Annotated in this window: 14 protein-coding genes; 7 read left to right on the top strand and 7 right to left on the bottom strand. The window is 71.7% G+C overall.

What is annotated here, in order from left to right; genetic code table 11:
• Positions 1-9: 9 nt before the first annotated feature.
• Both ACCP09_RS11875 and ACCP09_RS11870 read left to right on the top strand, forming a co-directional pair.
• Complete coding sequence (locus tag ACCP09_RS11875) at positions 10-1,449, top strand: basic amino acid/polyamine antiporter (protein ID WP_433745782.1); 1,440 nt, start codon at positions 10-12, stop codon at positions 1,447-1,449.
• Positions 1,450-1,463: 14 nt separating this feature from the next.
• The gene (locus tag ACCP09_RS11870; protein ID WP_027928599.1) at positions 1,464-2,711 is read left to right on the top strand and encodes an arginine deiminase; all 1,248 of its coding nucleotides are present in this window, start codon (positions 1,464-1,466) and stop codon (positions 2,709-2,711) included.
• Positions 2,712-2,715: 4 nt separating this feature from the next.
• On the opposite strand, the gene ACCP09_RS11865 is transcribed toward ACCP09_RS11870, so the two are convergent.
• The 6 genes from ACCP09_RS11865 to ACCP09_RS11840 all read right to left on the bottom strand — a co-directional run bounded on the left by ACCP09_RS11865 (position 2,716) and on the right by ACCP09_RS11840 (position 8,040).
• Positions 2,716-3,801: a sensor histidine kinase gene (locus ACCP09_RS11865; RefSeq protein WP_433745779.1), complete on the bottom strand. Its 1,086-nt coding sequence runs from the start codon at positions 3,799-3,801 to the stop codon at positions 2,716-2,718.
• Positions 3,794-4,468 (bottom strand): response regulator transcription factor, encoded by a 675-nt coding sequence (locus ACCP09_RS11860; protein WP_123685857.1) that lies wholly within the window; start codon positions 4,466-4,468, stop codon positions 3,794-3,796. The genes ACCP09_RS11865 and ACCP09_RS11860 overlap by 8 nt, the downstream gene beginning before the upstream one ends.
• A gap of 48 nt (positions 4,469-4,516) precedes the next feature.
• The gene (locus ACCP09_RS11855; protein ID WP_433745775.1) at positions 4,517-5,119 is read right to left on the bottom strand and encodes a M15 family metallopeptidase; all 603 of its coding nucleotides are present in this window, start codon (positions 5,117-5,119) and stop codon (positions 4,517-4,519) included.
• A 66-nt stretch (positions 5,120-5,185) separates the two neighbouring features.
• On the bottom strand, positions 5,186-5,644 hold the full coding sequence (locus ACCP09_RS11850; protein WP_431906013.1) for a MaoC family dehydratase: 459 nt from the start codon (positions 5,642-5,644) through the stop codon (positions 5,186-5,188).
• A gap of 14 nt (positions 5,645-5,658) precedes the next feature.
• Positions 5,659-6,969: an MFS transporter gene (locus ACCP09_RS11845; protein ID WP_433745771.1), complete on the bottom strand. Its 1,311-nt coding sequence runs from the start codon at positions 6,967-6,969 to the stop codon at positions 5,659-5,661.
• Between the two features lie 105 nt (positions 6,970-7,074).
• Positions 7,075-8,040, bottom strand: a complete 966-nt coding sequence (locus ACCP09_RS11840; RefSeq protein WP_433745768.1) for a quinone oxidoreductase family protein — start codon at positions 8,038-8,040, stop codon at positions 7,075-7,077.
• Positions 8,041-8,152: 112 nt separating this feature from the next.
• On the opposite strand from ACCP09_RS11840, the gene ACCP09_RS11835 reads away from it, so the two are divergent.
• Together ACCP09_RS11835 and ACCP09_RS11830 are read left to right on the top strand one after the other, a co-directional pair.
• Positions 8,153-8,779: a TetR/AcrR family transcriptional regulator gene (locus tag ACCP09_RS11835; RefSeq protein ID WP_123685853.1), complete on the top strand. Its 627-nt coding sequence runs from the start codon at positions 8,153-8,155 to the stop codon at positions 8,777-8,779.
• Positions 8,780-8,832: 53 nt separating this feature from the next.
• The gene (locus tag ACCP09_RS11830; RefSeq protein WP_123685852.1) at positions 8,833-9,051 is read left to right on the top strand and encodes a hypothetical protein; all 219 of its coding nucleotides are present in this window, start codon (positions 8,833-8,835) and stop codon (positions 9,049-9,051) included.
• On the opposite strand, the gene ACCP09_RS11825 is transcribed toward ACCP09_RS11830, so the two are convergent.
• Complete coding sequence (locus ACCP09_RS11825) at positions 9,038-9,931, bottom strand: LysR family transcriptional regulator (protein WP_123685851.1); 894 nt, start codon at positions 9,929-9,931, stop codon at positions 9,038-9,040. The genes ACCP09_RS11830 and ACCP09_RS11825 overlap by 14 nt on opposite strands.
• Positions 9,932-10,038: 107 nt before the next feature.
• Here ACCP09_RS11825 and ACCP09_RS11820 point away from each other — a divergent pair, with 107 nt between their 5' ends.
• From ACCP09_RS11820 to ACCP09_RS11810, 3 genes are read left to right on the top strand one after another with little or no spacing between them, the layout of a single operon-like run.
• Entirely contained in the window at positions 10,039-10,968 is a 930-nt protein-coding gene (locus ACCP09_RS11820) for a CoA transferase subunit A (protein WP_378362433.1), read from the top strand.
• Between the two features lies 1 nt (position 10,969).
• Positions 10,970-11,725, top strand: a complete 756-nt coding sequence (locus ACCP09_RS11815) for a CoA-transferase subunit beta (RefSeq protein WP_123685849.1) — start codon at positions 10,970-10,972, stop codon at positions 11,723-11,725.
• On the top strand, positions 11,722-13,224 hold the full coding sequence (locus ACCP09_RS11810; protein WP_123685848.1) for a 3-hydroxyacyl-CoA dehydrogenase: 1,503 nt from the start codon (positions 11,722-11,724) through the stop codon (positions 13,222-13,224). Before ACCP09_RS11815 ends, ACCP09_RS11810 begins: the two co-directional genes overlap by 4 nt.
• The last annotated feature ends 5 nt before the right edge of the window (positions 13,225-13,229 follow it).

Below are 13,229 nucleotides of genomic sequence, written 5' to 3'. Positions count from 1 at the left end.
GAGCACGAGATGAGCACGGCCGAAACGACACGGACCGAGACCGCGAAGTTCGGCATCGCCACGATGATGGCGATGGTCGTCGGCTCGATGGTCGGCGCGGGCGTGTTCTCCCTGCCGCGCCGGTTCGCCGCCGAGACCGGCGTGAGCGGCGCGCTCGTGGCGTGGCTGATCGCCGGCGCCGGGATGCTGACGCTGGCCTTCGTCTTCCAGAACCTGGCGGTCCGCAAACCCGGGCTGGACGCCGGGGTCTACGCCTACGCCAAGGCCGGGTTCGGCGAGTACCTCGGGTTCTTCTCCGCGTTCGGCTACTGGGCCAGCGCGTGCGTCGGCAACGTGACCTACTGGGTGCTGATCATGTCGACGGTCGGCAAGATCTGGCCCGCGCTCGGCGAGGGCGACACGTTGATCGCGTTCGCGCTCTCCTCCGTCTGCCTGTGGGCGTTCTACCTGCTGATCCGGCGCGGCGTGCGCGAGGCGACCGCCATCAACCGGATCGTCACCGTGGCCAAGCTGGTGCCGATCCTGGTGTTCGTGGTGATCGCGCTGGTGCTGCTCAAACCCGGCGTGTTCGCGGACAACTTCCGCGGCGGGCCGGGCGTCGGTTCGCTGTTCGAGCAGGTGCGCGGCACCATGCTCGTCACCGTGTTCGTGTTCCTCGGCGTCGAGGGCGCGAGCGTCTACTCGCGGCACGCACGGCGGCGGCAGGACGTCGGCCGCGCCACGATCCTGGGTTTCCTGAGCGTGCTGGCGATCTTCGCCTCGGTGACCATCGTGTCGTACGGCATCCTGCCGTTGAGCGAGATCGCCGAGCTACGGCAGCCGTCGATGGCCGGGGTGCTGGAGGCCGCGGTGGGGCCGTGGGGAGCCACGTTCGTCTCCATCGGGCTGATCGTGTCCGTGCTCGGCGCCTACCTGGCGTGGACGCTGATGGCGGCCGAGGTGCTGTTCGTCGCCGCACGCGACCGCGACATGCCCCGGTTCCTCGGCCGCAGCAGCGCCGCGGACGTGCCCGGTCCGGCCCTGCTCATGACCACGCTGCTCATCCAGGTCGTCCTGCTGATCACGGTGTTCTCCGAGGACGCCTTCGCGTTCGCCCTCGACCTGACCAGCGCGCTGTCACTCGTGCCGTTCCTGCTCGCCGCGGGCTACGCGGTCAAGCTGGGCGTCACGCGGGAGGGCTATGCCGACCGGCCCACCGGCCGCGGCCGCGAACTCGCCGTCGCGGTCGTCGCCACCGTCTACACCGCGTTCCTCATCTACGCGGCCGGCCTGAAGTTCCTGCTCATCGCGTTCATCGTCTACGCGCCCGCGACGGTGTTGTTCGCGATGGCCCGCCGCGAGCAGGGGCGGCGCGTGTTCACGCCCGTGGAGCTCGGCATCTTCGCGGTTTCGCTGCTCGGCGCCGCCGCCGGTGTCGTCGCGCTGGCGACCGGAGCCATCACGATCTGACCGGAGGGAGCGACATGACAACCGACGACGACCGTCCCGGCCGCGGTGTGTTCTCGGAGGTGGGCAGGCTACGCGAGGTCCTCGTGTGCCGGCCCGGCCTGGCGCACCGCAGACTCACCCCGACCAACAGCGACGACCTCCTCTTCGACGACGTCCTGTGGGTCGAGAAGGCACAGCAGGACCACGCCGCGTTCGTGGACGAGCTGCGCCGCCGCGACGTCCGGGTGCTCGAGCTGCACGACCTGCTCGCCGAAACCATGGCGGCGCCCGGCGCCCGCGACTGGATCCTGGACCGCACGATCGTGCCCGAGATCGTCGGCCCCGGCCTCGTCGGCCCGGCCCGCGAGTTCCTGGAGACGCTGTCTCCCGGCGATCTGGCCGAGCACCTCGTCGGCGGCCTGGCCACGGCGGAGCTGCCGCCGGAGCTCGCGCCCGGGTACCGCCTGCTGGCGGAGTACTCGCCGGACGCGCGGGAATACCTGCTGCCGCCGCTGCCCAACACCCTCTACACGCGCGACACCACGTGCTGGATCTACGGCGGCGTCACGCTGAACCCGCTGTACTGGCCTGCCCGGCACGACGAAACGCTGATCATGAAAGCGATCTACACCCACCACCCGGACTTCGCGTCCTCCACCGTGTGGTGGGGCGATCCGGAGCGGGACTGGGGCCGGTCCACCTTCGAGGGCGGCGACGTCATGCCCGTCGGCGGCGGCACCGTCCTCATCGGAATGAGCGAGCGCACCTCGCGGCAGGCGATCACCCAGGTCGCCGCCGCGCTCTTCGCCGCAGGGGCCGCCGAGCACGTCATCGTCGCGGGCATGCCGAAACTCCGCGCCGCGATGCACCTGGACACCGTGTTCACCTTCGCCGACCGCGACGTCGTCACCGTCTACCCGCGGATCGTGGACCGGATCCACCCGTTCTCGCTGCGCCCGTCCGACCGGGCGCCCGGCGTCGAGGTGGCCGACGAGGGCAAGCGGTCGTTCCTCGACGTGGTCGCCGAGGCGGTGGGGTCCGACCTGAGGGTGATCGAAACGGGCGGCGACGTGTACGAGTCGGAACGGCAGCAGTGGGACAGCGGCAACAACGCCGTCGCGGTGGAGCCGGGCGTGGTGTTCACCTACGACCGCAACACGACGACGAACCGGCTGCTGCGCGAGGCCGGGATCGAGGTCCTCACCATCCGGGGCGCCGAGCTGGGCCGCGGACGCGGCGGCGGGCACTGCATGACCTGCCCGCTGGCCCGCGATCCCGCCTGAACGGTCAGGGGGCGCGCGGGGCGGGCAACCGGACCACCGCCACGAGACCGCCTTCCGGCCGGGCAGCGAGTTCGAGCGTCCCGTCGTGGGCGCGGACGATGCTCGCCACGATGGCGAGCCCGAGGCCGACCCCCGCGTGCTCGCCGGTGCGGGTGCGTTTCGTGCCGCGGTGGAAGGGTTCGGTCAGGGTCGGCACCAGTTCCGGCGGCAGCGGCGGGCCGGTGTTCTCCACCCGCACCACGCTCGCGTCGCCGTCCGGTCCGGTGTGGACGGTCACGGTGCCGCCGGCGGGGAGGTTGTGCACGATCGCGTTCTGGACGAGGTTCGTCACCATCCGCAGGACGAGCTCGGCGGACCCGGTGACCCGCGCGGCCTCGCCCGCGACGTCGAGCTTGATCCCGCGTCGTTCGGCGAGGGGCAGCAGCGTTTCCGCGGCTTGTTCGGCGACGAGGGACAGGTCGACGGGCTCGCGGGTGAAGCTGCGCCGGTCGCTGCGGCTGAGCAGCAGGAGCGCCTCGGTCAGGTCGATCGCCCGCGTGTTGACCACATGCAGGCGTTCGATGAGCTCGTCCCGGTCCCACGTCGGGTCCTTGCGGGCGACGTCGAGCAGCGTCTGCGAGATCGCCAGCGGGGTGCGCAGCTCGTGCGAGGCGTTCGCGGCGAACCGCTGCTGCTCGGCGACCTGGGATTCGAGCCGTTCGAGCATCGTGTCGAGCACGTCGGCGAGCTCGCGGAACTCGTCCTCCGGGCCGTTCATGCGGATGCGGTGGGACAGCGAGCCGTCGGACGCCCGCCGCGCCGACTCGGTGATCCGGGTCAGCGGCGCCAGCATCCGCCCGGCGAGGACCCATCCGCCGAGCAGGCCGAAGAACAGCAGGAACGCCACCGCGGTGGCCGCGGCGGGCCCGCCGACGGCGAGCAGGCCGGGACGGCGCGTGGGCAGCCCGGGCGGGCCGGGCGCCCGGTCGGGGAACGAGCGTGCGAGCAGCAACCAGAGCAAGGTCATCAGCAGCGCGCCGGCGAGCAGGAGGAACCCGGCGTAGCTGAGGGTGAGCCTCAGCCGCAGGCTCGGCCCGCGACGCCTATCCACGGTCTTCGCCGGTGTCGATCCGGTACCCGACACCGGGCACGGTGGCGATGAGCCACGGCTCACCAAGCCGTTTGCGCAGGGCGGACACGGTGATGCGGACGGCGTTGGTGAACGGGTTGGCGTTCTCGTCCCAGGCCCGCTCCAGCAGCTCCTCGGCGCTCACCACCCCGCCTTCGGCGGCGACGAGGACTTCGAGCACGGCGAACTGCTTGCGGGTGAGCGCGACGTAGCGGCCGTCGCGGTAGACCTCCCGGCGGAACGGGTCCACCCGCAGGCCCGCGATCTCGCGGACGGGCGGCCGGGCGTGCGCGCGCCTGCGGTCGAGCGCCCGCAGCCGCAGGACCAGTTCCCGCAGCTCGAACGGTTTGGTGAGGTAGTCGTCGGCGCCGAGCTCGAACCCGGAGACCTTGTCGTCGATCCGGTCGGCGGCGGTGAGCATGAGGATCGGGGTGCCACTGCCGGAGGCGATGATGTGCCGCGCGATCTCGTCGCCGGAGGGGCCGGGGATGTCGCGGTCGAGGACCGCGAGGTCGTAGGAGTTGACGCTGAGCAGCTCCAGCGCCGTGTCCCCGTCACCGGCGATGTCGGCGGCGATCGCTTCCAGCCGCAGGCCGTCCCGCACTGCTTCGGCCAGGTAGGGCTCATCCTCCACGATCAGCACGCGCATATCGGCAGCCTAGGCAGCGCGGCATATCGCCCGCATATCCGGAGCGGGTCACCGCCGCATCCGCGGGTCCTCCGACGGGTCCGGGTACATCGGCGGGCAGCCGCGGCGGACCGCGTCCGGGCGGAGTTCGTAGTGCCAGGGCTCGTTGCGGTAGATCTGGCACAGCCCGTACGCGGCGCCGTGCGCGGACAGCCACGCCGCGGCGCGGGTCGGGCCGATGTCGACGGCTTCGCCCGCCACGTGCGGTGACGTTTCGGGGGTCGCGACCCAGCGGGCGGCCTTCTCGAGCGAGCCGTGCCGGTCGACCGCGCGCCGTAGCAACTCCTCCTGGTACTCGGGCGAGCGCCAGCCGCTGTTGACGCGGAGCGGGACGCCGTCCGCTTCGGCGGCCTTCGCCGCGCGCCACAGGGCGTCGAGGAGGTCCGCGTCGAGCTTGCCCACCGCCGGGACCTCGTCGTCCCACACCGAGACCGGAGCGCCGTCCGGGACGACGCCGTCGGCCACCCCCAGCGCGGTGACCGGCGGCGCGGCGGCCACGAACAGCCGCCGCACCCCGGGCGCGGCGATCACCACCCCGGCGATCGCGAGGCCGACGAGCACGATCCGGCGGACGCGGCGGGCGGGCGCGGGCAGTGGCAGGGTGTGGTTCATACCTCCACTGAAGGCGGGAGGCTGTTGCCACGGCGTCTGCGCTTTCCGATACGCCCGCGATATGTCTTACGGGTAGTAGCGGGTCAGGGATTCCGCCACGCAGGCCGGTTTCGCCGAGCCCTCGATCTCGAAGGTGAAGTTCCGCGTCACCTGCACCCCGCCGCGGCCGACCTCCTCGACCGCGGCGATCTCGGCGTGCAGGCGCACCCGGCTGCCGACCGGGACGGGCGCCGGGAAGCGGACCTTGTTGACCCCGTAGTTCAGGGCCATGCCGACGCCGGTGACCTGGAGCAGCTCGGCGACCATCGGGATGCCCCAGCTCAGCGTCATGTAGCCGTGGGCGATCGTGCGGCCGAACGGGCCCTCCGCCGCGCGGACGGGGTCGGTGTGGATCCACTGGTGGTCCCCGGACACCTCGGCGTAGGTGTCGATCAGCTCCTGCGTCACCTCCCGCCACGACGAGCGGCCCAGGTCGCGTCCCGCGAGCGCCAGGATCTCCGGGATCCCGTTCGCCACCACCGGCATCGAAGTCACTCCCTTCAGGCCGCGACGGCCTGCGCGCCGGATTCCTCGCCGGCGCGCTCGTCGTAGTTCGGCTTGCGCAGCAACGCGAGCATGCAGCCCAGCGTCAGTACCACCTGGAACACCGCGTACACGATCACCGCGACGATCGATCCGGTCTGGTTCAGCAGGAACTGGCCTACGATCGGCGTGGTGCCGCCGAGCAGGGTGCCGCACAGCTGGTAGCACAGGGAGATGCCGGTGTAGCGCACGTTCGCGGGGAAGCGGCTGGCGAGCATCCCGGCCAGCGCCGCGTAGTACAGGCAGTGCGGCACGGTGGCGACCGCGGTGCCGACCATCGCGAGCGCGTAGTTCTCGGTGCCGATGAACAGGAACATCAGCGGCATCAGCAGGATCTCCGGCACCAGCATCACGATCACCGCGCGGGACCAGCTGCGCATCTTGGTCGCGATCACCGCGCCCCAGGGCTGCACCGGGATCTGCGTGATGTTGGCGACCAGGATGATCGTGAGGAACGAGCTCTTGTCGAAGCTGAGGTCCGAAGTCGCCCAGGACAAGGCGAACGTCGACTTGAAGTAGGTGGCCGACAGGCCGATGGTGCAGGCGCCGATGCCGAGGACGATCAGCAGCGGCTGCGTGCGGAGCACCTCGGTGAACGGCAGCTTGGCGACCGCCTTCTTCTCGATGAGGTTCGCCATGGCCGGCGATTCGGCGACCCGCAGCCGGATGAACAGGCCGACGATCACCAGCAGCGCGGAGAACAGGAACGGCAGGCGCCAGCCCCACGAGGTGAACGCGTCGTCGGGCAGCTGGCTGATCGCCAGGAAGCAGACGGTGCTCAGCGTGTTGCCGACGGGCGAGCCCTGCTGGGCGAACGCGCCGTAGAGGATCGACTTGCCCTTGGGCGCGTGCTCGGAGGCGATGAGGACGGAGCCGCCCCACTCCCCGCCGAGGCCGATGCCCTGCACCATGCGGATCGCGATGAGGAGCAACGGCGCGGCGACGCCGATCTGCGCGTAGGAGGGCAGGACGCCGATCAGCGTGGTCGAGATGCCCATCATCAGCAGCGTGATGACGAGCGTCTTCTTGCGGCCGAGGCGGTCGCCGTAGTGGCCGAAGATGATCCCGCCCAGCGGGCGCGCGAGGAAGCCGACCCAGAACGTCGCAAAGGCCACCAGCGTGCCGAGCGCCCCGTCCAGCTCCGGGAAGAAGACCTCGTCGAAGACCAGCGCCGACGCGGTGCCGTAGATGTAGAAGTCGAACCATTCGATGGTCGAGCCGATGAACGACCCGATGCCCGCTCGTCTGGCCGCCGTGGCCGTGCTCATGGTGATTTTCTCTCCCTTGAGATCCCGTGTTGCTCGGACACCGTGCCAAACGGGACCTAGAAGAGTCCAATACCGAATCGCGGGGCCGGTAAGACGGCGGTCGTCTCAATCGCGCAGGAGGATGACGGTGCGCTCGCCGGGTGCGTCCTGGTGGGCCCAAGCCGCCTCGACCTGGTCGAGCGGGAACGGATGCGGGCGCACGGCCATGCCGCCTGCCGCGATCGCGGCCACGAGCTCGGTGAACTCCCGCTGCATGACCTGCATGTCCACGGCGCCGAAGCCGCTGCCCAGGATCCGGACCGCGTTGGAGCGCATGAGGTGCCCGGACAGGGTGATCGCGTCTCCGCCCATGCCGCCGATCTGCACCCAGTCGAGCAGGCGGGTGTGCTGGGTCCGCGCTCCGAGGACGGCACGCATGGCGAGTTCGGTGGGCTGCCCCCACACGTAGTCCAGGACCACGTCGACCTCGGCGGCCGCCTCGGCGAACGCGGCCGCGGTGGCGTCCTCGTCGGGGACGAGCTGGACAACGGCGTCCGCGCCCTGGTCCAGGAGTTCGTCGAGGCGGGCGCGGTTGCGTCCGGCGGCGATCACCCGCCCCGCGCCGAGGTGCTTGGCGACCTTGACGGCCATCGAGCCGGCGTTGCCGGTCGCGCCGTGCACCAGGACCGACTGCCCGGCCTGGAACGGCACGCGGGTGCGCAGCGCGGTCCATGAAGACAGCGCCGGGTTCATGGTGGCGGCCACGAGTGCGGGGTCGGCGCCGTCCGGGACCGGGATGACGGTGGCGGGATCGACGACGATGCGCTCGGCCAGGGTGCCGGCGCCCATGAGCATGACGTAGCCGAGGCTGCCGTCCATCCTGCGGATGACGGCGTCCGCACCCGCCAGGGCGGGCAGCGTCTGGGGACTCGTGTAGTGCTTGCCGGCGGCGATGCCACGGGTGGCGGGGTGCACGCCGACGGCGAGGACGTCCACCACCTCCTGCCCGGGGCCAGCCTCGGGGGCCGGGACGGAGCGGAAGTGCGGCGGCTCGGCGAAGGACTCCACCAGGGCGGCGTTGATCGTGGACATGCGGGTCTCCCCCCGTTTAGAAACGGCTTAGTATCTTATGGCTCCGAGACTACGTCCGCGGGTTAAGATACGCAAGCGGATCTAACCGAATGGCTGAGGACATGGGGCAGTGATGGGTGAGCGGCAGCGGACGGACGGCATTTCCACGCGACGCAGGGGTGCCACCCTGGAGAACGCGATCACCGATGCCGCCTGGGAGGTCCTGGTCGAGCAGGGCTACCACGGCTTCACCTACGAGGTCGTCGCGACGCGCGCGGGCACCAGCAAGCCGGTGCTCTACCGCCGCTGGCCGCAGCGCGAGGATCTCCTCGTCGCCACACTCGCCCGGCACTGGCGCCCACTCGACGTCCCTCCCGACACCGGCAGCCTGCGCCAGGACGCCCTCGCACTCCTGCGCACGATCAACGCCGAGCGGTCCCGCGCGGTGGTGCTCCTGCGCATCCAGCTGGCGGACTACTTCCGCGAGACCGGAACCACGTTCGACGACCTGCGCGGCCGCCTCCGCCCCGCGGACCAGACGCCCCCCTTCGCGGCGCTCGTCGAGCGCGCCGTCGAACGCGGCGAGCTCGCGGACGAGCCGCGGTCCGCACGCCTGGTGAACCTGCCCTTCGACCTGCTGCGCCACGACATGCTGATGCGCATGGGCGCGGTTCCGGACGAGGCGATCGTCGAGATCGTGGACACCGTATGGCTTCCCCTGCTCGGCCTGTCACCTCACGGCACGCGGGCAAAGCGCTGAGCCCCCGCACACGGGGCGCTGCCGTGGGAGACCGAGGCCGCGGGTGGCAGCAGTTGCCCGAGCTGCTGCTCGCCAAGCTGAACGCGGCAGGGCCGGCCGACTGGCGCCGGGCCGCGATCGATGGCTCGCCCCGCCTCGCCGGCCTGGGCGTCCACCGCCGGCTGGTCGAGCACAACACCGCCCTGCCGCACCAGTTCCGACGCCTGCACACCGGCTGGGAAGGCGCCGGTTCGAGGAACACCCGATCCGCCAGAACCGCTAAGCAGGCGTAGGCAAGGCCTGCTCCGCGATCGCCAGCACCGTCCGCAACGCCGCCGACGGGTTGTCCGGCCGCCAGGCCAGCGCGGCCTGCAACCGCACCGGCTCCCCCGCCAGCGGCCGGTACGCCAGCCCCGTCTGCTGGATGTGCTGACACGACGACACCGTCAACGTCACCCCGACCCCGGCGGCCACCAGCGCGAGGATCGTGTACGAGTCCGGCGCCTCCTGCACCACGCGCGGGTTGAACCCGGCCGACACGCACACCCGCACCGTCGCGTCCCGCACGCTGGACCCCGCGTTGGCCGGGAAGCTGACGAACGCCTCCTCCGCCAGCGCCTCGACCGGAACGGAATCCAACCGCGCCAGGGGGTGGTCCGACGGCAGCGCGCAGATCATCTCCTCCTCGTCGATCACCCGCGCCTCGACGCCGGGCTGGGTGATCGGCAGCCGCACGAACCCCAGGTCCAGCGAGCCGTCCGCGACGCGCGCCAGTGCCACGTTCGCGTACGTCTGGCCGCGCATCACCAGCTCCAGCCCCGGATGCGCGGCCCGCACGGCGCGGGTCAGCAGCGGCAGGCTCTCGTGGCTGGACGCGCCCGCGAACCCCACGGTCACGCGCCCGTACTCGCCCCGGCCCGCCGCTCGCGCCGCCTTCGTCGCGATGTCCAGGTCCTCCATCACCCGCCGGACCGGCCCGAGGAACGACTCCCCCGCGCTGGTCAGCCGCACCGAGCGGGTGTTGCGCTCGAACAGCTGGACCCCCAGCTCCTTCTCCAGCTGCCGGATCTGCTGCGACAGCGGCGGCTGCGCCATCTGCAGCCGCTTGGCGGCGCGCCCGAAGTGCAGCTCCTCAGCCACGGCCAGGAAGGACGTGAGGTAACGCAGCTCCATTATTACCAGCTCCGTCTTGATCTGACTCTGATTCGGTATTGGACACTAATCAATCTCGGTGGCACGGTGAAGACCGCCCCATCCACGAGCAGCACAGGAGCGCGACGATGCCCCGCCCGGGTCCGGACAAGACGATGAGCCTGCGCGACGCCGTCGCGGCTTACGTGCACGACGGGGACACCGTCGCGCTGGAGGGGTTCACGCACCTCATCCCCACCGCGGCCGGGCACGAGATCATCCGCCAGGGCCGCCGCGACCTCACCGTCGTCCGGATGACCGCGGACATCGTCGTCGACCAGATGCTCGCCGGCGGGTGCGTGCGCAAGCTGGTGTCGTCGTTCGTCGGCAACTCCTCCGCCGGGTCGCTGGGCGAGCTGCGCCGCCGGATCGAGCACGCCGACCCCGAGCCGCTGGAGTTCGAGGAGTACAGCCACTACGGCCTGATCTGCCGATACCTCGCCGGGGCGCAGCGCCTGCCGTTCTACCCGCTGCGCTCCTACGCGGGCTCCGACCTGCCAGGCGTCAACCCGGCCATCCGCAAGGTCGCCTCCCCCTACGGCGACGAGCAGATTTACGTCGTCCCGCCGGTCAACCCGGACGTCACGATCATCCACGCCCAGCGCGCCGACCGGGCGGGCAACACCCAGATCTGGGGCCTGACCGGCGTCCAGGCCGAGGCGGTATTCGCCGCGGACAAGGCGATCGTCGTGGTAGAGGAGATCGTGGCCGACGAGGTGGTCCGCTCCGACCCGAACCGCACGGTGGTGCCCGCGCACGCCGTCGACGCGGTGGTCGAGGTCCCGCGCGGGGCGCACCCGTCGTTCGCGCAGGGCTACTACGACCGCGACAACGCCTTCTACCGCGCGTGGTCGGGCATCAGCAGGGACAAGGAGAAACTGGCCGCGTGGATGGCGGAGTGGGTGCACGGCACGGCCGACCACGCCGAGTACGTCGCCAAGCTGGGCGAGGAGTTCTGGGCCGGCCTCGCGGTCGGCGAGGCGATGAGCGAACCGGTGAACTACGGGCGGAGGCTCTGACATGACAACAGCAAGCGAAGTCCTGTCCGTCGTCGCTTCCCGCGAACTGGCCGGCAAGCGCACGGTGTTCGCCGGGATCGGCCTGCCCACGCTGGCCGCGTCGCTGGCCCACCTGACCGTCGCGCCGGACCTGGAGATCGTCTACGAGTCGGGCGTGTGCGGGGCGCACCCGTCGCACCTGCCGGAGACGATCGCCGACGCGGTGCTGATCACCGGCGCCGAGGCGGTGCTGTCGATGCCCGCGTTGTTCGGCTACGTGCTGCAGGGCGGGCACATCGACGTCGGGTTCCTCGGCGCCGCGCAGATCGACCGCTGGGGCAACCTGAACTCCTCGGTGATCGGCGACTGGCACTCCCCGAAGGTGCGGCTGCCCGGTTCCGGCGGCGCGATGGAGGTCATGGCGAACTCGCGCGAGGTGTTCGTGGTGATGCGCCGCCACGACCCCCGGTCCTTTGTGGACGAGCTGGACTTCTGCACCTCGCCCGGCCCCGACCGCGCCCTCGCCGACGGTGTGCGGCCGGCCGGGCTCGGCGTCACCAGGGTGATCACCGAACTCGGCATCCTCGCGCGCAGCGGCCCCGGCGAGGAGCTGAAGCTGGTCGCGCTGCACCCGGGCGTCACCGTGGACCAGGCGCGCGAGTGCACCGGCTGGCCGCTGGAGGTGGGCGGCGACCTGACGGTGATCGAACCGCCGAGCGAGGCCGAACTACGGTTGCTGCGCGAAGATGTCGACCCGGAGCGGGTGTATCTGCGATGAAGGAGAGGACCGTGCGCATCAGGATCGTCGGGACCGGGGTGATGGGCCGCGGGATCGCCCAGTGGGCCGCGACCGCCGGGCACACCGTGGAGCTGGCCGACGCCCGGCCGGAGTCGGTCGGCGACGCCGTGGAGTTCATCCGCGGCATGCTCGACCGGGCCGTGGCGAAGGGCCGCAGCACCGCCGAGGAGGCCGCCGCGATCGGCGCGCGCCTGGTGCCGCTGGACTCCCCCGCCCAGCCGGGCGAGGCGGACCTGGTGATCGAGGCGATCCGCGAGGACCTGGACACCAAGGCCGCGTTGTTCACCGAACTGGAGCAGGCGCTGCCGGCCACGACGGTGTTCGCGACGAACACCTCGTCGCTGCCGGTCACGCAGATCGCGGCGCGGCTGTCCGACCCGTCCCGCCTGGTCGGGCTGCACTTCTTCAACCCGGCGCCGCTGATGAAGATCGTCGAGGTGATCCCCGGCGCCCGCACCAGGCCGGACGTCGTCGAGACGGTGTCCGCGCTGGTCCGGGAGACCGGCCACAGCGCGGTCGTCGTCTCCGACACGCCGGGCTTCCTGATCAACCACGCCGGCCGCGGGCTCGTCACCGAGGCGCTCGCGCTGCTGGAGCGCCAGGCCGCCGAGCCTGCCGAGCTGGACCGGATCGCACGTGACGTGCTGGGCCTGAAGATGGGCCCGTTCGAGCTGATGGACCTCACCGGGCTGGACGTCACGGCGACCGTGATCGAGTCGATCTGGGCCGGGTTCCGCTACTCCGACCGCCTGCGCGCGTCCTTCCTGACCCCGAACCGGGTCGCCGCGGGCCTGCACGGCCGCAAGACCAAGCAGGGCTGGTTCGACTACACCGAGGGCGCGGAAAAGCCCGCCGAGAAGCCCGTCACCGGCGACGCGGATCGTCCGGTGTGGACGGACGACGACGAGCTGCGCGCCGCGCTGACCGAAGCCGGCGCGAAGGTCGCCGACACGCTCACCGGCGACGCGGTCGCGCTCGTCACCACGTGGGGCACCACGGTGGCGACCGCGATCGCCGCGCAGGGACTGCCGCCGGAGCGGACCTTCGGCGTCGACCCGCTGTCGATCCGGACCGCGCGCCGCGTCCTGGCGATCACCCCGGCCGCCGACCCGGCCGCGGCCCGCGACGCGCGCGCGGTGCTGGCCCGCGGCGACAAGGCGGTCTCGGTGGTGCGGGACGTCGAAGGCGGTGTGGCGCAGCGGCTGGTGTCGTCGATCGTCTCGGTCGCCGCCTCGATCGCCGAGCAGGGCATCGCCGCGCCCGCCGACATCGACCTGGGCGTGCGGCTCGGGCTCGGCTACCCGCGCGGCCCGCTGGCCTGGGGCGACGAGGTCGGCCCGGCCCGGCTGCTCACGCTGCAGCGCGCGCTGCACGAGGCCACCGGCGACCCGCGCTACCGCCCGACGCGGTGGCTGGCCGAACGCGCGCAGCTCGGCCTGCCGCTGACCGCCGCGGGCACCGCGCCCGAAGACGTCTGAGGAGG

Source organism: Amycolatopsis sp. 3B14 (assembly GCF_050958625.1).
In the GTDB taxonomy this organism is placed as follows: domain Bacteria; phylum Actinomycetota; class Actinomycetes; order Mycobacteriales; family Pseudonocardiaceae; genus Amycolatopsis_E; species Amycolatopsis_E thermoflava.
Note: the sequence above shows the minus strand (reverse complement) of the source record. Positions and strands in the feature narration are given on the sequence as shown.